At 73.0% G+C, this 18,643-nt stretch carries 17 protein-coding genes and 1 pseudogene; 5 read left to right on the top strand and 13 right to left on the bottom strand.

All coding sequences use genetic code 11. The annotated features are described in order from the left end of the window. Positions 1 to 15 precede the first annotated feature (15 nt). Entirely contained in the window at positions 16 to 336 is a 321-nt protein-coding gene (locus tag DLJ47_RS01340) for a hypothetical protein (protein WP_109898283.1), read from the top strand. 43 nt (positions 337 to 379) lie between these two features. Here the strand turns inward: DLJ47_RS01340 and DLJ47_RS01335 are convergent, their stop codons facing one another. The 3 genes and pseudogenes from DLJ47_RS01335 to DLJ47_RS01325 all read right to left on the bottom strand — a co-directional run bounded on the left by DLJ47_RS01335 (position 380) and on the right by DLJ47_RS01325 (position 3,777). Beyond that, positions 380 to 1,642, bottom strand: coding sequence for an acetyl-CoA C-acetyltransferase (locus DLJ47_RS01335; protein WP_109898282.1), 1,263 nt, complete (start codon positions 1,640 to 1,642; stop codon positions 380 to 382). A 235-nt stretch (positions 1,643 to 1,877) separates the two neighbouring features. After that, positions 1,878 to 2,690: an SGNH/GDSL hydrolase family protein gene (locus DLJ47_RS01330; RefSeq protein ID WP_109898281.1), complete on the bottom strand. Its 813-nt coding sequence runs from the start codon at positions 2,688 to 2,690 to the stop codon at positions 1,878 to 1,880. Next, positions 2,687 to 3,777: pseudogene (locus DLJ47_RS01325) on the bottom strand (SGNH/GDSL hydrolase family protein). The gene DLJ47_RS01330 and the pseudogene DLJ47_RS01325 overlap by 4 nt, the downstream one beginning before the upstream one ends. 161 nt (positions 3,778 to 3,938) lie before the next feature. On the opposite strand from DLJ47_RS01325, the gene DLJ47_RS01320 reads away from it, so the two are divergent. Both DLJ47_RS01320 and DLJ47_RS01315 read left to right on the top strand, forming a co-directional pair. Next, a complete protein-coding gene (locus DLJ47_RS01320) occupies positions 3,939 to 4,295 on the top strand; it encodes a YkvA family protein (RefSeq protein WP_088995966.1) in 357 nt (118 codons plus the stop codon). An 82-nt stretch (positions 4,296 to 4,377) separates the two neighbouring features. Then, a complete protein-coding gene (locus DLJ47_RS01315) occupies positions 4,378 to 5,748 on the top strand; it encodes a cystathionine beta-synthase (protein ID WP_088995965.1) in 1,371 nt (456 codons plus the stop codon). A gap of 117 nt (positions 5,749 to 5,865) precedes the next feature. On the opposite strand, the gene DLJ47_RS01310 is transcribed toward DLJ47_RS01315, so the two are convergent. The 6 genes from DLJ47_RS01310 to DLJ47_RS01285 form a co-directional block, all read right to left on the bottom strand. Further along, positions 5,866 to 6,822, bottom strand: coding sequence for a S1C family serine protease (locus tag DLJ47_RS01310; RefSeq protein WP_109898279.1), 957 nt, complete (start codon positions 6,820 to 6,822; stop codon positions 5,866 to 5,868). A 61-nt stretch (positions 6,823 to 6,883) separates the two neighbouring features. Continuing rightward, complete coding sequence (locus tag DLJ47_RS01305) at positions 6,884 to 7,393, bottom strand: GNAT family N-acetyltransferase (protein WP_109898278.1); 510 nt, start codon at positions 7,391 to 7,393, stop codon at positions 6,884 to 6,886. Further along, positions 7,390 to 8,319: a ribonuclease Z gene (locus tag DLJ47_RS01300; protein ID WP_109898277.1), complete on the bottom strand. Its 930-nt coding sequence runs from the start codon at positions 8,317 to 8,319 to the stop codon at positions 7,390 to 7,392. The genes DLJ47_RS01305 and DLJ47_RS01300 overlap by 4 nt, the downstream gene beginning before the upstream one ends. A gap of 290 nt (positions 8,320 to 8,609) precedes the next feature. Next, positions 8,610 to 9,824, bottom strand: coding sequence for an osmoprotectant NAGGN system M42 family peptidase (locus tag DLJ47_RS01295; RefSeq protein WP_109898276.1), 1,215 nt, complete (start codon positions 9,822 to 9,824; stop codon positions 8,610 to 8,612). After that, positions 9,821 to 11,641 carry an N-acetylglutaminylglutamine synthetase gene (gene ngg, locus DLJ47_RS01290; RefSeq protein WP_109898275.1) on the bottom strand — a complete coding sequence of 607 codons (1,821 nt, stop codon included), beginning with the start codon at positions 11,639 to 11,641 and terminating at the stop codon, positions 9,821 to 9,823. The genes DLJ47_RS01295 and ngg overlap by 4 nt, the downstream gene beginning before the upstream one ends. Positions 11,642 to 11,643: 2 nt before the next feature. Beyond that, positions 11,644 to 13,428: an N-acetylglutaminylglutamine amidotransferase gene (locus DLJ47_RS01285; protein ID WP_109898274.1), complete on the bottom strand. Its 1,785-nt coding sequence runs from the start codon at positions 13,426 to 13,428 to the stop codon at positions 11,644 to 11,646. A gap of 419 nt (positions 13,429 to 13,847) precedes the next feature. Here DLJ47_RS01285 and DLJ47_RS01280 point away from each other — a divergent pair, with 419 nt between their 5' ends. Further along, positions 13,848 to 14,159: a hypothetical protein gene (locus DLJ47_RS01280; RefSeq protein WP_109898273.1), complete on the top strand. Its 312-nt coding sequence runs from the start codon at positions 13,848 to 13,850 to the stop codon at positions 14,157 to 14,159. A 197-nt stretch (positions 14,160 to 14,356) separates the two neighbouring features. On the opposite strand, the gene DLJ47_RS37830 is transcribed toward DLJ47_RS01280, so the two are convergent. The 4 genes from DLJ47_RS37830 to DLJ47_RS01260 form a co-directional block, all read right to left on the bottom strand. Next, positions 14,357 to 14,827 (bottom strand): class F sortase, encoded by a 471-nt coding sequence (locus DLJ47_RS37830; RefSeq protein ID WP_446723520.1) that lies wholly within the window; start codon positions 14,825 to 14,827, stop codon positions 14,357 to 14,359. A 316-nt stretch (positions 14,828 to 15,143) separates the two neighbouring features. After that, a complete protein-coding gene (locus DLJ47_RS01270; protein ID WP_146227992.1) occupies positions 15,144 to 15,809 on the bottom strand; it encodes a hypothetical protein in 666 nt (221 codons plus the stop codon). A gap of 277 nt (positions 15,810 to 16,086) precedes the next feature. Next, positions 16,087 to 16,749, bottom strand: a complete 663-nt coding sequence (gene msrA / locus DLJ47_RS01265) for a peptide-methionine (S)-S-oxide reductase MsrA (protein ID WP_109898270.1) — start codon at positions 16,747 to 16,749, stop codon at positions 16,087 to 16,089. Positions 16,750 to 16,911: 162 nt separating this feature from the next. Further along, complete coding sequence (locus DLJ47_RS01260; protein ID WP_109898284.1) at positions 16,912 to 17,373, bottom strand: HIT family protein; 462 nt, start codon at positions 17,371 to 17,373, stop codon at positions 16,912 to 16,914. A 124-nt stretch (positions 17,374 to 17,497) separates the two neighbouring features. Between DLJ47_RS01260 and DLJ47_RS01255 the strand changes: the two genes are divergently transcribed. Continuing rightward, positions 17,498 to 18,640 (top strand): cystathionine gamma-synthase, encoded by a 1,143-nt coding sequence (locus tag DLJ47_RS01255; RefSeq protein ID WP_109898269.1) that lies wholly within the window; start codon positions 17,498 to 17,500, stop codon positions 18,638 to 18,640. The last annotated feature ends 3 nt before the right edge of the window (positions 18,641 to 18,643 follow it).

Here is an 18,643-nt window from a genome sequence, read left to right as displayed (position 1 = left end):
TCGTAGGGTGGGCGGGTGCGTGGGACGGAGTTGGGGCGGGCGGTGGACCTGCTGGTGCGGCAGGTGGGGCACTGGGAGCAGCCGCGGTGGGCGGCCGCGGCGGCGGGCGGCAATGCCGCGCGGGGGGACCTGGTGCACCGGCTGGTGCAGGAGGTGGCCAACCTGGCCGCCGACGCCGAGGGGCAGCCCCGCCGTACGGTGCCCCGGCTCGACAACGATCTCGCCCTGCCCGACCAGCTCCGGGTGGTCGCCGCCGACCTGGTCGCCGCCGGCCCGCCACCCGACGTGCTGGCGCGGGCCGCCGCCGAGGTGACGGCGACCCGCAGCGCGCTCTAGGCCCGGCCCCCGCCAGCAGCGGTGGGGGCAGCCTGTGCCGGGCTCAGCTGAGGCGTTCGAGGACCATGGCCATGCCCTGGCCACCGCCGACGCACATCGTCTCCAGGCCGATGGTCTTGTCGTGCCACTCCAGTGCGTTGAGCAGGGTGCCGGTGATCCGGGCGCCGGTCATGCCGAACGGGTGCCCCACGGCGATGGCGCCGCCGGCCACGTTCAGCTTCTCCAGCGGGATGCCGAGCTGGCGGTAGGAGGGGATCACCTGCGCGGCGAACGCCTCGTTGATCTCCACCAGGTCGACGTCGTCGATGGTCATGCCGGCCCGCTTCAGCGCCTGCTTGGACGCCTCGACCGGGCCGAGGCCCATGATCTCCGGGGAGAGCGCGGTGACGCCGGTGGAGACGATCCGGGCCAGCGGGGTGAGCCCCAGGTCCCGGGCCCGCTGGGCGCTCATCACCACCACGGCGGCGGCGCCGTCGTTGAGCGGGCAGCAGTTGCCGGCGGTGATCCGGCCGTCCGGGCGGAACACCGGCTTCAGTCCGGCGACACCCTCCAGGGTGACGCCGGGACGCGGGCCGTCGTCGGTGCTGACCACTGTGCCGTCCGGGGTGGTCACCGGGGTGATCTCCCGGGCCCAGAAACCGTCGGCGATCGCCTTCTCGGCCAGGTTCTGGCTGCGTACGCCGAACTCGTCCATGTCGGCGCGGGTCACGTCGTACACCTGGGCCAGGTTCTCGGCGGTCTGCCCCATGGCGAGGTAGATGTCCGGCAGCTCGCCGGCCTCCCGCGGGTCGGTCCAGACCGGGGCGCCGGCCTCGGCGCGCGCCTTCGACCGCTGGCGCGCCTCGGCGAACCGCGGGTTCTCCCAGCCGCCACCGACCAGCGCCTGCGCCTCCGGCGGCAGGGCGTCGGAGTTGCCGCGGGCGTAGCGGGAGACGCACTCCACGCCGGCGGAGACGAAGGCGTCACCCTCGCCCGCCCGGATCGCGTGCATCGCCATCCGGGTGGTCTGCAGCGACGATGCGCAGTAGCGGGTGACGGTGGCGCCCGGCAGGCCGTCCAGGCCCATCAGGGTGGCCACCACGCGGGCCATGTTGAAGCCCTGCTCGCCGCCGGGCAGGCCGCATCCGAGGTAGAGGTCATCGATCTCGGTCGGGTCGAGCGCCGGGATCTTGTCGAGCGCGGCCTGGACGATGGTCGCGGCGAGGTCGTCCGGCCGGACCTCGCGCAGGGACCCCTTGTGCGCCCGGCCGATGGGGGAGCGGGCGGTGGCGACGATGACAGCGTCGCGGGACGACTCAGTCGGCATGAACCAACGTTAACCCGCGGGTAACTTGGCACGGAAGGCGCGCACCCGGCGGGAAATGTCACGCCGGGACCCGGCGCTGCGCCGATCGCCGACCATCGTGACGCTCGATCCGGGCTGTAGTGGCCTCGGAACGCGCCGATGGCCACTACATCCAGGATCGAGCACGATCTTGCGCGGCCAGCCGGCCCGTGGTGCACGGCCGGCGACCGGCGACGTGCCGAGGCGGGGACGCGGGTCAGTGCCGGGAGGCGACCGCCGCCGCGGCGGCGACGGCGGGCAGCAGGGCGTGCGCCCAGACCCGGTAGCCGTCGGCGGAGGGGTGGAAACCGTCGTGGCAGAGGGTGCCGGCGTCGGCCCGGAACACCGGCCCGGTTTCGGTGGCCAGGTCGACCACCGTGCCGCCGGCGTCGAGCACCGCGGCGGTCTGGGCGCGGGCGATGCGCCGCCCGGACCAGCCGACGAGCTGCCGCAGCGGGGGCGCGATCGCGCGTACCGCGCCGAGGTCGGGGCAGGTGCCGACGACGACCTCCACCCGGGCCTCCCGCAGCCGGTGCACCGCCGCGCCGAGGTACGCGGCGGCGTCGGCCGGCCGGCGCAGGCTGGTGGCGTCGTTGGCGCCGATCAGGATCACCGCCACGTCGGGCCGCTCACCGAGCAGTGCCCGGGCCACCTGGGTGGCCAGGTCGGTGGCGCGGGAGCCGGAGACGCCGACGCTGGACAGGTGGACCTGCCGCCCGGACGGGCCCTCGGCGAGCAGGTTGGCCAACTGGCCGCCGATGGTGTCGTCGAGGCGGGCGACGCCGACCCCGAGGGCGGACGAGTCGCCGAGCAGCACCAGCCGCAGCGGTGGGGCGCCGGTCCGCCCGACCGTGGCGCGCAGCGCGAGCCCCAGCTCGGGCTGGGCGTACTGACGGTGGCGGGCGACGAAGGCCTGGCCGGCGAGGACGGCCGCGCCGCCCACCGTGCCGGCGAGCAGGGAGAGCGCCGCCGCCCGGCCCAGCCGGCGGGCGACCCCCGAGGTGATCATCTGCTCGCTGCGCTCGCTCATGACGGCACTCCGCTGCGCCTGATGATTCGCTCGCTCATGCCAGTCCCTCCACTGTGGGTGAGTCGGTGGCGCGACCGGGTTGCGGCACGGCACCGGCCCCGAAGAACGCCCGCCGGCGCAGCTGCGCCCACCGTCCGGCGGGACCTCGGTCGCGGCCCCGGACCTGGGTGCCGCTGACCTCGGTGCCGGCGTGCCGGGCCGCCTCCTGCGCGGCCTCCGGCAGCGACCGTACGCCTTCTCCGCGCACCGGCGCAGGCCGGCGTTCCGGCCCGGCGCCCAGCGCGGAGAGGATGGTCGGCAGCAGCGCGGCGGCGGCCACCGCGTAGCCCTCGGCGGACGGGTGGAAGCGGTCCCAGGCGAACATCCGGGTGGGCTCGGCCGCGAACCGGGGGCCGAGCAGATCGCCGAGGGAGACCGTCCAACCGCCGGCCTCGACCACGGCCACCGTCTGCGCGGCGGCGAGCTGGCGGCTCCAGCGCCGGGCCAGCCAGCGCAGCGGCGGCTGGATCGGCCGGATGGCGCCCAGGTCGGGGCAGGTGCCGACCACCACCTCGCAGCCGGCGGCACGCAGCGCGCGGACCGCCTCGACCAGGTAGCGCACGGCCAGCCCGAGCGGGGTGCGGTTGGTGACGTCGTTGCCGCCGATCAGGATCACCGCGATGTCGGGCTGGCACTCCAGTGCCGCCTCCACCTGGTGCCGGAGCCCGGCGGAGATGGCGCCGACCACGGCGAACCGGTGCAGCCGGACCGGCCGCTGCAACCGGCGGGACAGGCCGGTGGCGAGCAGCGCGCCGGGTGTCTCCCGGCGGCGGTGCACCCCGTAGCCGGCCGCCGAGGAGTCACCGAGGATGACCATGGTGACCGGCGGACCGGGCAGCTTGGCGCCGTAGACCCCGTCGCAGCGCGGCGGCGGCGCCTCGGCCATCGGGATGGTGCGCCGGGCCTGCCGGGCCTGGCCGAGCAGCACCCCGGTGGTCGCCGCCGCGGCCGCCACCGTGGCGCCCGTGCCGATCGCCGCCAGGCGGGCGACCCGCCGGGCGCGCTGCCAGCTCGGACCAACCGGTACGACGGAACCAGCGACCCCCATGAGGCGACATTATCGCGCCGGCACGACAGGACGCTGTCGTCGTGCCGGCGGGCGGGTGCCGGGAACACGACGACTGGGTACCAGTACCGGTGCTGGCCGGACCGGTCGGCGCGGGGGTTGCGCGGGCGCGGCACCCTGGCACCCGGAGAGGGGCGGAAGAGATGGCGAAGACGTTGAAGCGGAGCGCGGCCTTCACCGCGCTGGCGCGGGCGCTGATGGCCGGCGCGCGGGGCGGCCCGTCGCTCGGGGCGCGGCTGGCGGCGCTGCCCCGGATGATCCGGGCCACCGCCCGCGGCGAGTACGACGGCGGCCTCCGGCTGGCCCTGATGACCGCGGCGACGGCGTACATCGTCTCGCCGGTCGACCTGCTCCCGGAGATCCCGCTGGCGATCTTCGGCCTGGCCGACGACGCGGTCATGGTCACCTGGCTGGCCGGCAGCGTGCTCGCCGAGACCGAGCGCTTCCTGGAGTGGGAGGAGCGTCGCCGGTCGGTGATCCCCGGTCACGTGGTGCCCTGACCCGACGTACCCTGGGCGCGGGAAACCGCGAATCACCAGCCCGGCCGCCGGCGCCGGCGCCGGAGGAGAAGGGCACAACGAGGTGCAGTACTACGACAACGTCGTCGAGTTGATCGGCAACACCCCGCTGGTGCGGCTGCGCAACGTCACCGAGGGCATCCAGGCGACCGTGCTGGCGAAGGTGGAGTACCTCAACCCGGGCGGTTCGGTGAAGGACCGGATCGCGCTGCGCATGGTGGAGGACGCCGAGGCGGCCGGGATCCTCAAGCCGGGCGGCACCATCGTCGAGCCGACCAGCGGCAACACCGGCGTCGGGCTGGCCCTGGTGGCGCAGCTCAAGGGCTACAAGTGCGTCTTCGTCTGCCCGGACAAGGTCAGCCAGGACAAGCAGGACGTGCTGCGCGCGTACGGCGCCGAGGTGGTGGTCTGCCCGACCGCGGTGGCTCCGGAGGATCCGCGCTCCTACTACAACGTCTCCGACCGGTTGGCCCGGGAGATCCCCGGCGCCTGGAAGCCGAACCAGTACAGCAACCCGGCCAACCCGCGCTCGCACTACGAGACGACCGGTCCGGAGCTGTGGAAGCAGACCGAGGGCGGGCTCACCCACTTCGTGGCCGGCGTGGGCACCGGCGGCACCATCTCCGGCATCGGCCGGTACCTGAAGGAGGCCTCGCAGGGCCGGGTCAAGGTGATCGGCGCGGACCCGGAGGGCTCGGTCTACTCCGGCGGCACCGGCCGGCCCTACCTGGTGGAGGGCGTCGGCGAGGACTTCTGGCCGGAGACGTACGACCGGGGGGTCGCCGACGAGATCGTCGAGGTCTCCGACAAGGCGTCGTTCGAGATGACCCGCCGGCTGGCCCGCGAGGAGGGGCTGCTGGTCGGTGGCTCCTGCGGGATGGCCGTGGTGGCCGCCCTGGAGGTGGCCCGCAAGGCCGGCCCGGACGACGTGGTCGTGGTGCTGCTGCCGGACAGCGGCAAGGGCTACCTGTCCAAGATCTTCAACGACCAGTGGATGGCCCGGTACGGCTTCCTGGACAACTCCGGCGCCGAGCCGACGGTCGCCGACGCGCTGGCCGGCAAGCCGGGCGGCCTGCCCGAACTGGTGCACGTGCACCCCACCGAGACGGTCCGCGACGCGATCGACTACATGCGCGAGTACGGCGTCTCCCAGCTGCCGGTGCTCAAGGCCGAGCCGCCGGTGGTCACCGGTGAGGTGGCCGGTTCGATCGCCGAGAAGGACCTGCTCGACGCGCTCTTCACCGGCCAGGCGCACCTGCACGACACGATCGAGCGGCACATGGGCGACCCGCTGCCGATGATCGGCGGCGGCCAGCCGGTGAGCGAGGCGGTCAACCTGCTGGAGAAGTCCGACGCGGCGCTGGTGCTGGTGGACGGCAAGCCCAAGGGCGTGCTCACCCGGCAGGACCTGCTCGCGCACCTCGGCGCCCGCTGACCCACGACTGACCGCGAACGGGCCGCTTCCCTCCCGGGAGCGGCCCGTTCGCGTACCCGCCCCACCCGGCTCGGGGGCCGTCCGATGCCCGCCCCACCCGGGCGCGGCCCCCGGGGGTCAGCGGGTCAGCTCGGTGGGCACCGCGACCACGTCGACGAAGGCGCCCTTGCGCAGCACGGTGACCGGCAGCCGGGTGCCGATCGCCCGGCCGAGCATCAGCCGTTGCAGGCCCTGGCCGTCGCGCACCGGGCGCCCGCCGGCCGAGACGATGACGTCACCCAGGTAGATCCCGGCCACCCCGGCGGGACTGCCGGGCACCACCTCCACCACCCGCAGGCCGCGCCGCTGGCCGGTGCGCGCGGCGACCTCGGGCGGCAGCGGCACCGGCACGCCGGCGACGCCGAGCCAGGCCCGGCGGACCCGGCCGTCGGTGGTCAGGTCGGCGATGATCTGCCGGGTGGTGGTGTTGATCGGCACGGCCAGCCCGAGCCCGTAGCCGGCGACCGCGGTGTTCACCCCGATCACCCGCCCCGAGGAGTCGGCGAGCGCGCCGCCGGAGTTGCCCGGGTTCAGCGCGGCGTCGGTCTGGATCACATCCTCGATCAGCCGGGTCACCCGGCCGTCCCGGGCGGGCAGCGAGCGCCCCAGGCCGGAGACCACGCCGGCGGTGACCGAGCCGGCCAGCCCCATCGGGTTGCCGACGGCGACGACCAACTGGCCGATCCGCAGCGCGTCGGCGTCGCCCAGCTCGACCGGCGGCACGGTGGCCTCCTCGGCCCGCAGCACCGCCAGGTCCGACAGCGGGTCGGCGCCGACCACCCGGAACCGGGTCTCGGTGCCGTCGGCGAAGCCTGCCGTCCCGCCTTCGGCGCCCTGCACCACGTGCGCGCTGGTCAGCAGTAGGCCGTCGGCGCCCACGGTGACCGCGGAGCCGGCGCCGGCCCCGCGCGCGGTCCGCACCGACAGCGCGGCCACGCTGGGCAGCACCCGGGCCGCCACGGTCGTGACCACCCGGGAGTACGCGTCCAGAGCGGCGGCCTCGGCCGGCTCCGGCGCGGTGTGATCGGTGTCCATGACCCCGCCAACGCGGCGGCATCGACGGGCATGCCCCGATCCGCTCAGAGCGAACGGCCGGTCACAACAGCCGGGCGTAGCGCAGCTGCCGGGTGACCGCCGAGCCGATCACGTCCTCCCGCTCCTGCCCGGTCGGCGCCCACCCGCCCCGCTCGTAGAAGCGCCGGGCGTGGGTGTTCTGCGCGAGCACCCAGAGCACCCCGCGCCGCCAGCCGCGGGCCCGCATGGTGGCCAGCGCGTCGACCATCAGATGCCGGCCCACGCCGCGGCCCCGTTCGGCCGGGGCGAGGTGGATCGCGTGCAGCAGGCCGGTCTCCGGGTCACCCTCGTCGTCCGGCCCCACGTAGCTGAAGCCGACCAGCGTTGCATCGCGCTCGGCGACGGTCATCAGGTGGTCGTCGCGTTCCCACCCCCAGCGCTCGACCCAGTACGACCCCATCGCCTCGGCCGTCGGCTCGGCCAGCGACTCCGGCGGCAGGAAGGACGAGTACGCGGCGACCCGGGAGCGTTGGTGGAGGGCGCCGACCGCGAGCAGGTCGTCGCGGGTGGCCCGGCGGAGGGTGACGCTCACCCGGCCGAGGCTACCCGCCGTGGCGGCACCTGCACGGTGAGCAGGTCCTCGGCGACCACCAGCTCACCGTCGAAGTGCTCGCGCGCCTCGTCGGCGAACCGGCTCGCGTCGGCGTACCGCTGGGAGAAGTGGGTGAGCACGAGCCGGCGTACCCCCGACTCGGCCGCCACCCGTGCGGCCTGGGCCGCGGTCAGGTGGCCGACCTCGGCGGCGAGCGCGGCCTCCGACTCCAGGAAGGTCGACTCGATGACCAGCAGGTCGGCGTGCTCGGCGAGGGCGTACACCCCGTCGCAGAGGCCGGTGTCCATCACGAAAGCGAACCGCTGCCCGGGCCGGGGCACGCTCACCTCGTCCCGGGTGACCCGGCGTCCGTCGAGGTCGAGGTGGCCGACCCGGATCAGCTCGCCGACCGCCGGCCCGGTGACGCCGTACGCGGCCAGCTTCTCCGGCAGCATCCGGCAGCCGTCCGGCTCGATCACCCGGTAGCCGTACGTCTCGATGGGGTGCCGCAGCCGGCGGGCCTCCAGCGTGCCGCCGCGCAGCGCGATCCGCTGCCCGTCGGCCTCGATCGGCTCGACCCGCAGCTCGGCCGTCTCGTAGAAGCTGGACGCGTGCCGCAGCCGGGCGAAGTACTCGGCGCCGCCGGCCGGGAAGTGCATCGCCACCGGGCGCGGCACCCGGTCCAGGGAGAGCCGCTGGATGGTGCCGGGCAGGCCGAGGCAGTGGTCGCCGTGGAAGTGGGTGACGCACACCCGGGTCAGGTCGGTGGCGGTCACCCCGGTGTGCAGCAGCTGCCGCTGGCTGCCCTCGCCCGGGTCGAAGAGGATCACCTCGTCGTCCCAGCGCAGCACGTAGCCGTTGTGGTTGCGCTGCCGGGTCGGCGCCTGGCTGGCCGTACCCAGCACCACCAGCTCGCGCATCGACACGGGCCCTCCCGGAACATGAAGCGACCCCCGGGGCTTCCGCGCTCGCGCGGACCGGCTGGACTGGGCCGGTACCCCGGGGGTCGGGTGGCTGTCGTGGATTCGCCGCACCGCTGCCACACGGTCTCGACGATGGTGCCTGTGCCCGCCTCGCGGCGGACGGGATTACTGTCGAGGACAGCGGCTAGCGGACAGCCACCTCACGAGTCCGATTGCTATACAAGTCTGGACCACCTCCTTTCCCGTGTACGGCCACGCTATCCAGTGCCGGTGCCCCCGGCAACGGATTTCGATCACACCGCCGGACGGGAATGCGGGGCGGTCCCGGCGGCGTCGGCGATGCCGATCGGGCCCTCGCGGGGCCCCTCCCCGCCGGCCGGCTGGACCGCCAGCGACGGAAAGTCGGCCAGGTCGCCCTCCGGTTCGGCGTCCCACTCCGGAAAGACCAGGTCGCTCTGCAGGTAGAGGCAGAGCAGCTGGGTCAGCTGGCGCAGCCCGTCGAGGTGGGTGCGTTCGTGCCCGTGGGTGGCGTCAACGCCGAAGCCGAGCAGCGCCACCCGGGCGTGCGCCCCGGCCTCCACCGCCGCCGCCACGTCCGAGCGGTAGTAGTCGAAGACGTCCCGGACCAGCCGTACCCCGTGCTCGGCGGCGATCGCGGCGAGGTTGCGGGTCAGGTGGTAGTCGAACGGCCCGACCCCGTCGCCCATGGCCAGCGTGGCCGCGTCCTCGCGGGACTGCTGGCCGGGGGCGACCACCGCCGCGTCCACCGAGACGATCTCCGCCACGTCCGGATCCAGGCCGTGCGAGGCGCCGTGCCCGATCTCCTCGGTCACGGTGACCAGCAGGTGTGCGGTGACCGCCGGGCGGACGCCGGCGTCGACCAGCGCCTTGAACGCGGTCAGCACCGCCGCCACGCCCGCCTTGTCGTCGAGGTGCCGGGACTTGACGTACCCGTGCGGGGTGACCGTCGGGTTGGGCAGGAACGCCACGAAGTCGCCCGCGTCGATGCCGAGTGCCCGCAGCCCGGCGATGTCCTCGACCGGCTCGTCGACCCGTACCTCGACCTGCTCCCAGCCGATGCCCTGGGAGTCGACGCCCTCGTTGTAGCGGTGCCCGCTGGCCTTGAGCGGAAGCACCTGGCCGGTGATCACCCGGTCCAGGTCGTCGGTGAAGATCCGCACGTGGGCGCCCTCGGCGAACCGGGCGCTGTGCGTGCCGATCGGCTTCAGCTCCAGCCGGCCGTTCTCCTTGAGCCGCTTCACCATCCCGCCGATGGTGTCGGTGTGCACCACGATCGCCCGGTCCGCGCCGGTGGCGCGGGGGCCGGGCAGGCAGGCGCTCAACGCCCCGCGCCGGGTCAGCGTGGAGCCGATGCCGAGCGCGGAGAGCCGCTCGCCGACGTACTGCTGCACGTGGTCGGTACGCCCCGACGGGCTCGGGATCTCCAGCAGCTCCACCAGCACCTGGCGCAGGTAGTCGAGGTCGATCGCCAGCGGTCGCGGGCTCACGCGGCACCTCCCGGGCCGGCCGGCGACCAGAGCCGCTGCGGGGCCCGGGTGCCGGGGAAGAGCAGGTCCACGAAGCGCTCGGCGGTCGGTTGCGGCTCGTGGTTGGCCAGGCCGGGCCGCTCGTTCGCCTCGATGAAGACGTGCTCGGGCCGGTCCGGGGAGTCGACCAGCAGGTCCAGCCCGGTGACCGGGATGTCCAGCGCCCGGCTCGCGGCCACGCACGCCTCGGCGATCTCCGGGTGCAGCTCGCCGGTGACGTCGTGGATGGTGCCGCCGGTGTGCAGGTTGGCGGTCCGACGCACCACCAGCACCTCCCCCTCGGGCAGGACGTCGTGCAGGCCGTAGCCGGCCTCGGCCAGCACGTCCAGGGTCAGGTCGTCCACCGGGATCCGGGACTCGCCGCCGGTGGCGGCCGCCCGGCGGCGGCTCTGCCGCTCGATCAGCTCGGCGATGTCGTGCACGCCGTCCCCGGTGACCGCGGCCGGCCGGCGCACCGCCGCGGCCACCACCTCGTGGTCGATCACGATCACCCGCAGGTCCTCGCCGGCGCACAGCTGTTCGATCAGCACGTCCGGGCAGAACCGGGCGGCCAGCTCGACCGCGGTGGCCAGCGCCTCCGGGCTGGCCACGCCGACGGTGATGCCGTTGCCCTGCTCGCCGCGCGCCGGCTTGACCACCACCCGGCCGACCTCGGCCAGGAAAGCGGTGTCGCCGGCGTCGCCGGTGGCGGTGCGGCCGCGCGGCACCGACAGGCCGGCCTCGGCGAGGATCCGCCGGGTCACCCGCTTGTCGTCGCAGCGGCTCAGCGCCACCGCCGAGGTCAGCTCCGACAGCGACTCCCGGGTGAGGATGGTCCGGCCGCCGCTGGTCAGCCGCAGCTCGCCCCAGGCCGGGTCGGTCACCTCCACCCGGATGCCCCGGCGCATCGCCTCGTCCGCGACGATCCGGGCGTACGGGTTGAGCCGGTCGTAGCCCTCGGGCAGGGCGGGCAGGAAGAGCCGCTCGTTGATCGGGTTCTTCCGCTTCACGCAGAGCGTGGCGGTCCGGTGGAAGCCGAGCCGCTCGTAGAGCCGGATCGCCCCCTCGTTCTCGGCCAGCACCGACAGGTCCACGTACGCCCGGCCGCGGTCGACCAGCCGGGACGCCAACTCGGTGATCAGCGCCTGCCCGGTGCCGGGCGGCGCCCGGTTGAAGTCGACGGTGAGGCACCACAGGCTGGCGCCGCGCTCCGGGTCGGCGAAGACCGCTACGTGGTCCACGCCGGTGACCGTGCCGACGACCGCGCCGTCGGCCGCCTCGGCGACCAGGTGCAGGAAGCGGTCGGTGCGGGCGTTGGCGACCAGCACGTCGACCGGTGCGGTGACCATGCCGTTGGCCGCGTAGATCCGGTTGACCGCGTCCGCGTCGGCGGCGTCGCGCAGTGGCCGGACGCGTACCCCGGGCAGGTCGAGCGGCGGGTCGGCGGCGGCCCGGCGGTTCGCGCCGAGCGACAGCCGGTAGGTCAGCGACGGGTCGATGAAGAGCTCGTCCGGCAGCCGGGAGACCAGCACGTGCGGGTCCCGCAGGTAGATGCAGATGTCCCGGGAGCCGGCCGCCTCGGAGCGCAGCACGTCGGCGACCTCCGCCTGGTCGGCGAAGGTCTGCCCGAAGACCAGGCGCCCCCAGCCGCAGTCCAGCACCACGCCCGCGTCGTCGGCCGGCCGCTCGTCGCCGCCCGGCGCCATCGGGTCGCCGCCCGGACCGACCCGCTCGTACCGCCGGACGTCGCCGCGGGCCCGGTCGAGCCGCGCCATCCCGGTCGCGATGGTGTCGGTCACGGTCAGTCGATTCCGTGGCTCTGGAGCCACATTTCCAGGAGTCCGAGTTGCCACAGCTTGTTTCCGTTCAGCGGGGTCAGTTCGGCGTTCGGGTCGGCCAGCAGCGCGTCGACGTAGTCGGTGCGGAACAGGTCGCGGCGGCGGGCGGCGGGGGCGGTGAGCGCGTCCCGGACCCGGTCGAGCAGCTTCCCCTCCAGGTGGGTCAGGCCGGGCACCGGGAAGTAGCCCTTGGGCCGGTCGATGACCTCGTGCGGCAGCACCCGGCGGCCGATCTCCTTGAGCACACCCTTGCCGCCCTGGGCCAGCTTCAGCTCCGGCGGGCAACCGGCGGCGAGTTCGACGAACTCGTGGTCGAGGAACGGCACCCGGGCCTCCAGCCCGTGCGCCATTGTCATGTTGTCCACCCGCTTCACCGGGTCGTCGACCAGCATCACCTGGGTGTCGATCCGCAGGCCCGCGTCGACGGCGGTCTGCGCGCCGGGCCGGGCCAGGTGCGCGGCCACGAACTCCCGGGCCGGGTCGCCGTCGGCCAGCCACGCCGGGTTGAGCACCCGGGCCAGTCCGGCCGCGTCCCGGTCGAAGAACGCCTTGGCGTACGTGTCGAGGGCCCGCTCCCGGTCGACGCCGGCCAGCGGCGGGTACCAGTGGTAGCCGCCGAGGATCTCGTCCGCGCCCTGACCGGACTGGACCACCTTGACGTGCTTGGCGACCTCCTCGCTGAGCAGGTAGAACGCGACGCAGTCGTGGCTGACCATCGGCTCGCTCATGGCCGCCACGGCAGCCTCCAGCGGCGGCACCAGGTCGCCGGCGGCGACCCTGATCTGGTGGTGGTCGGTGTCGAAGGTCTTCGCCACCAGGTCGGAGTAGACGAACTCGTCGCCCTCCCGGCCGCCGACCGCGTCGAAGCCGATGGAGAAGGTGGCCAGCCCGCGCTGCCCCTGCTCGGCGAGAAGGGCCACCACCAGGCTGGAGTCCAGGCCGCCGGAGAGCAGCACACCCACCGGCACGTCGGCGACCATCCGCCGGCGTACGGCGGTGGTCAGCGACTCCCGCAGGGCGTCCTGCCAGTCCCGCGCGGACCAGCCGGCCCGGCCGGCGTCCCGGGTGAACGACGGATCCCAGTAGACCCGCTCGTGGGTGCGACCGTCCGGCTCGTAGACCCGCACGGTGGCCGGGGGCAGCTTGGTCACCCCGCGCAGGATGGTGCGCGGCGGCGGCACGATGCTGTGGAAGCTCAGGTAGTGGGCGAGGGCGACCGGGTCGAGGCTGGTGTCGACGCCGCCGCCGGCCAGCAGCGCCGGCAGGGTGCTGGCGAACCGCACCACGCCCGGCGACTCGGCCAGGTAGAGCGGCTTGATGCCGAGCCGGTCCCGGGCCAGCACCAGTCGACCGGTGTCCCGCTCGGTGATCGCCACGGCGAACATGCCGACCAGGTGGTCGACGAAGCCGAGGCCCCACTCGGCGTACGCCTTGACCACGACCTCGCTGTCGCCGGTGGAGAAGAAGCGGTGGCCCCGTGCGGTCAGTTCCGCCCGCAGTTCCCGGTAGTTGTAGACGCAGCCGTTGAAGACGCCGGTCAACCCGGCGTCCGGGTCGACCAGTGGCTGACCGCTCGCCGCGGAGAGGTCGATGATCTTCAGGCGGCGGTGCCCCAGGGCGGTCGGCCCCTGGGACCACACGCCGCTGTCGTCGGGCCCTCGGTCACTCATCGTGGCCGCCATGCGCTCCACCGCCGACACGTCGGCGCGTAGACCGTCACGGCGGAACTCACCCGCAAGTCCGCACATGCGGCCCCATGCTGCCAGGGGATGTTGCAGTTCGCCTGTTGAGACGATGACGACCGTGTAAAGGGTTGCTACAATCCGCGCCCCCGCTCACGTAGCGTGGTCGTGGGCGGGGCGACGGTGGCCGTTCGTGTCGTAGGCCGTCACCCTGGGCGGATCTCAGCCGCCCGCTGGCTGTGATAAACCCCCCAGTCGGGCCGACGCTTCGGCGGTGCCGGCCCGACTGCTTCGCCCGAGCTCAAGATGCTCAGAGGGCGCGCGAGTTGACCAGATGGGCCTGACGCCCCAAAGCCGAAAAAACTACACTTATCATCTGTAGGTCGGTTTGCCGCAGAAACCCGGAAACCGGCGCGACCGGACATGAATCCTCCTTACGTTTGTCGTGGCTCATCTACCCGAGCCGACCGGAAGGGAGAGGAAACATGTCGAAGAGGTACCTGGCCAAGCTCGCCGGCGCGGTCGCCCTGGGCGGTGCCGCCCTGCTGCTCGGCACGCCCACTGCCGCGATGGCCTACGACGGCGGGGCGTCGGACAGCAACACCTGCGGCACCATCGAGCAGTCCAACGAAGCGGCCGCCGTCAGCGTCTTCGAGAGGAACTTCATCGAGGACAGCGAGATTGCCATCGCCGTTGAGCAGTCCGTCAACCAGGAGAACAGCACGGAATTTGGTCCAAACACCAACATCGTCACTGTCTGCATCAACGACGTGGAACTGGACCTGGAGCTGGACTGATCTGCTGGACAGCGTCGGCTGGCCGGTGGGCTGGCCGGCTGAGGCGACCAGGAGCGCCAGCGGCCGTCACGGTCTCCCCGTGGCGGCCGCTGGCCTCGTCCTTCTCGGGTGCAGCGGTGCCGGGACCACGCACCTCGGTTTCGGCTTCGGAGCTGGCCGTCGCCGCCCGCACGTGAAGCCGCCCGCCATTCACCGCCTCACGCGACACGGCCCGCAGCCAGGCTCGCGAACACCACGACGTTGTCCTTGTACGACCTCGTCGCCTTGTCGTAGCCACCACCACAGGTGATCAACCGGAGCTGCGCCTTGCCGGTGTGGCCGTAGACCAGCGCGGACGGGAACTTGTTCTTCGGGTAGCGGGCTACTCCGTCGACGGTGAATCGGGCTGTCCTGCCGTCCTTGCGGAGCACCTCGATGCTGTCTCCCCGCTTGAGCGCACCCAGCCGGAAGAAGACCGCCCTCCCGGTCGCGCGGGAGTCGACGTGGCCCACCACCACCGCGGTCCCGGCCTCACCGGGGCTCGGTCCCAGCTTGTACCACCCGGCCGTATTGGATTGCTGGGGCGGCGGGACCGCGATCTGCTGGTTCCGGTCCAGCCCGAGCGGAGCCGTCGGTGCGTCGACGCCGATTCGCGGGATCTTGATGCGGGTGGGTTGCGACCGCGGCATCCCGGCCGCCGTCGGTGAGGGCGACGGCTGGGCCGCGCCGGACTGACGACCGGCGTCGCGGCCGCGAGCACCGCGCGCCTCACCGGCGGCCGGCGATGCGCTCGGGGTCGGGGCCGGTGCGGCGGCGTCCTCCGCCACCGGTGGGAGGAGGGTCGCCGGTGCGGCGGCGGGATCGGGCTGTGGCGGCCGGACCGGATCAGCAGCCGTGACCCCGAGCCCGATCAGTCCTGCCCCGGTGAGCGTGAAAAGAACCACCAGAACGAGGCCAGCGGCACGCCACGGGAAACCGTGGCGGCCGCTGACGCTCGGTGTCGACCTAGGCGACGGTGCCATTGGCGGACCGCCGACGCAGCAGAGCGATGCCAACGAGCGCGGCGGCGCCCATCATGCCGGCACCGGTGGTCACCAGAGCACCGGTGTTGGTGTCGGTGAACGCGCCACCGTCACCGGCCGCGACGCTGCCCGTCGCCGGGAACACCCAGGCACCTTCCGGACCCGCGTACGCGACGGTTGGCTCGGTGGCCTTGCCGGCACCCGCCGGCGAGGCGACCCGGCCGATACCGGACCGCTCGACCAACTTGAAGAGGTCGCCGAGCAGATCCGCCTCCACCTTCGCGTCCAACTCGAGGTCGCGGATGCAGACGATGGTGCGTGGTCCACTCTCGTTCGTCTGCGAGCTCGCGACATTCTGCGTGATGACGATCACGCTGTCCGTGATGGTGTTGCCCTTGATGATGTTGGAGACGTTCAGCTCGTTCGTCTGCTTGTTGGCCGCGCAGACGATCCCCTTGCCCTCCTTGTCGCGCAGGTTGTACGTATCGTGCTCGCCGTCCGACTTCTTCTTCGACTTCTCCTCGTGGGAACTCCTGGGCTCCTTGGTCGCTCCGTCGTCGGTCGCGGCGAACGCGGTCGCGGGCGCACCGAGCAGCAGGACAGCGCTCCCCAGCGCCACCCCGCCGGCGAGCTTGGTCAGAAACCTCATCGACATGATCCTCACTCCCTTCAGTGGTCGGCTCAGGAGGACGAGCCACGAGGAACGTTAGGAGTGTTCATGCCAAATCGGAACGTTTTCCAGGTTTCTGACGCGATTGGGGGTAGTGGTTATATGCGTAGCTCTTTCACGTTATATACGAGGAAAGTCGCTTTCGGGAAGGTCTCGGCCCAGTCCGGGGCAACCTCTCCGACCTGCCGGCACAGAGCGACCGGACGGGGAAAGAGGGCCCGCAGCACCTGGCTGCGGACCCTCTTCGTCAATGCGTTCAGCCGGCGGTGCGGGCGATGCCGACCGGGCAGCTCAGCCCGTTGGGGCCGTGGTTGCAGTAGCCGTTCGGGTTCTTGGTCGGAGCGAGATACTGCTGGTGGTAGTCCTCGGCGAGGTAGTAGTCGCCGAGCCGATCGATCTCCGTGGTGATCTCACCCTTGCCCGCGCGGGCCACGATCGGCGCGAACGCGTCCCGGGACGCCTCCGCGGTGGCGAGCTGGTCGTCGGTGGTCGTGTAGATCGTCGACCGGTACTGGGTGCCCACGTCGTTGCCCTGGCGCATGCCCTGGGTCGGGTCGTGGTTCTCCCAGAAGACCTTGAGCAGGTCCTTGTAGGTGATCTGCGTGGGGTCGTACACGACCTGGACCACCTCGGCGTGCCCGGTGCGGCCCGAGCAGACCTCCTCGTACGTCGGGTTCGGCGTGTAGCCGCCCGCATAGCCCGCGGAGGTGGTGATCACGCCGGGCAGCGTCCAGAACAGCCGCTCGGCGCCCCAGAAACAGCCCATCCCGAAGACGGCGACCTGTGCCCCCTCGGGGAACGGGCCCTTCAGCGGGGTGCCAAGGACCTCGTGCCGGTCGGCGACGGGCATCGCGATCAGGCGGCCGGGCAGGGCCTGCTCCGGGGTGATCATCTCGGCCTTCATGCGGCGCAGGAACACGGTGGGGACTCCTCTCGTACCCTTCGCAGCCTGCAACGCCGGCAGACCCGTATTCCTTACCCGTCCGACCCGTTGTCAGGCGTGGTTACGTCACATCCAGGGCGGCCCGGGAGCTTCACCGGTTGTGCGGGTGGCGTCGCTTCCTTGTCGGTGATCGCGTCACTACTTTATGCATGGGGTGGTAGGTGGGCGGCGACGCCGCCCGCAGCCAGCCGGAAGCGCGGCTTCGATCCGCTCCGCGTAGCCGGTCGCCTCGGCGTCGTCGGCGTAACGGGTGCGGGGCCAGAAGAAGCCGCGCAGGCCGTCGCCCTTGGTCCGGGGCACCACGTGGGTGTGCAGGTGCGGCACGGACTGGGAGACCTTGTTGTTCATCGCCACGAAGGTGCCGCCGGCAGCCAAGCCGGCCTCGACCGCGATGGCGAGCCGCCGGACCAGCCCGAAGTATCCGGCCAGCGACTCCGGCGGCAGGTCCCCCAGCGTCACCAGGTGCGTGCGGGGCACGACGAGCACGTGCCCCTTGAACACCGGCCGGGTGTCCAGGAACGCCACCCCGTCCGGCTCGTCGGTGACCCGGAAAGCCGGCACCTCGCCCGCCACGATTCCGCAGAACACGCACCCCGCCATCGCCACAGGCTACGGCCGCGGGCCCGGCCCCGCCCAACGCCGCAGGCAGAGGGGCTCAGGCCGCAGCATGACGCGCGGGTGGGTTCCATGGGCTGGGAAGGACTGGACGACTAACGTTCCGGGAATGAGTCACGGCTTCGAGACGCTCGCCATCCACGCCGGTCAGGACCCCGAGGCCCGCACCGGCGCGGTGATCCCACCGATCTACCAGACCAGCACCTACGCCCAGGACGCCGTCGGCGCGCCCCGCCAGGGCTACGAGTACAGCCGCTCCGGCAACCCGACCCGCGACGCGCTCCAGGAGTGCCTCGCCGCGCTGGAGGGCGGCCCGGTCGGGCTCGCCTTCGCCAGCGGCCTGGCCGCCGAGGACACCCTGCTGCGCACCGTCTGCAAGCCGGGTGACCACGTGGTGATCCCAGACGACGCGTACGGCGGCACCTACCGCCTCTTCGCCCGGGTCGCCGAGCGGTGGGGGCTGGACTTCACCCCGGCCAAGGTCTCCGACCCGGACGCGATCCGGGCCGCGATCCGCCCCGGCGCCACGAAGATCGTCTGGGTGGAGACGCCGACCAACCCGCTGCTCGGCATCGCCGACCTCGCCGCGTTGGCCGCCGTCGCGCACGACGCGGGCGCCCTGCTGGTGGTCGACAACACCTTCGCCTCGCCGTACCTGCAGCAGCCGATCGCGCACGGCGCCGACGTGGTGGTGCACTCCACCACCAAGTACATCGGCGGTCACTCCGACGTGGTCGGTGGGGCGCTGGTCGCGGCCGACGCCGGGCTCGGCGAGGAACTGCGCTACCACCAGAACGCGATGGGCGCGATCAACGGCCCGTTCGACGCCTGGCTCACCCTGCGCGGGATCAAGACCCTGGGCGTACGGATGGACCGGCACTGCGACAACGCCGAGCGGATCGCCGCGTACCTGGACGGGCACGCCAAGGTGGCCCAGGTCATCTACCCGGGCCTGCCCGCGCACCCCGGGCACGAGGTGGCCGCCAAGCAGATGCGCCGGTTCGGCGGCATGATCTCGTTCCGCGCGGCCGGCGGCGAGGACCACGCGGTGGAGATCTGCAACCGGGCGAAGCTCTTCGTGCTCGCCGAGTCGCTCGGCGGGGTGGAATCCCTGATCGAGCACCCGGGCCGGATGACACACGCAAGTGCTGCCGGCTCGCCGCTTGAAGTTCCCGGCGATCTCGTGCGACTGTCTGTCGGCATCGAGACGGTCGACGACCTGCTCGCCGATCTGGAGCAGGCGCTGGGCTGACCG

This window comes from Micromonospora sp. S4605, assembly GCF_003176715.1.
GTDB lineage: Bacteria > Actinomycetota > Actinomycetes > Mycobacteriales > Micromonosporaceae > Micromonospora > Micromonospora echinaurantiaca.
The sequence above is the reverse complement of the archived record's forward strand: the minus strand, read 5'-3'. Positions and strand labels throughout refer to the sequence as shown.

What these genes read in the sequence shown, in the direction of transcription:
- DLJ47_RS01335 (WP_109898282.1), bottom strand. Translation starts at nt 1,642, where the DNA reads ATGCCGACTGAGTCGTCCCGCGACGCTGTCATCGTCGCCACCGCCCGC.
- DLJ47_RS01330 (WP_109898281.1), bottom strand. Translation starts at nt 2,690, where the DNA reads ATGAGCGAGCGCAGCGAGCAGATGATCACCTCGGGGGTCGCCCGCCGG.
- DLJ47_RS01320 (WP_088995966.1), top strand. Translation starts at nt 3,939, where the DNA reads ATGGCGAAGACGTTGAAGCGGAGCGCGGCCTTCACCGCGCTGGCGCGG.
- DLJ47_RS01310 (WP_109898279.1), bottom strand. Translation starts at nt 6,822, where the DNA reads ATGGACACCGATCACACCGCGCCGGAGCCGGCCGAGGCCGCCGCTCTG.
- DLJ47_RS01285 (WP_109898274.1), bottom strand. Translation starts at nt 13,428, where the DNA reads ATGTGCGGACTTGCGGGTGAGTTCCGCCGTGACGGTCTACGCGCCGAC.
- DLJ47_RS01280 (WP_109898273.1), top strand. Translation starts at nt 13,848, where the DNA reads ATGTCGAAGAGGTACCTGGCCAAGCTCGCCGGCGCGGTCGCCCTGGGC.
- DLJ47_RS37830 (WP_446723520.1), bottom strand. Translation starts at nt 14,827, where the DNA reads ATGCCGCGGTCGCAACCCACCCGCATCAAGATCCCGCGAATCGGCGTC.
- DLJ47_RS01270 (WP_146227992.1), bottom strand. Translation starts at nt 15,809, where the DNA reads ATGAGGTTTCTGACCAAGCTCGCCGGCGGGGTGGCGCTGGGGAGCGCT.
- DLJ47_RS01260 (WP_109898284.1), bottom strand. Translation starts at nt 17,373, where the DNA reads ATGGCGGGGTGCGTGTTCTGCGGAATCGTGGCGGGCGAGGTGCCGGCT.
- DLJ47_RS01255 (WP_109898269.1), top strand. Translation starts at nt 17,498, where the DNA reads ATGAGTCACGGCTTCGAGACGCTCGCCATCCACGCCGGTCAGGACCCC.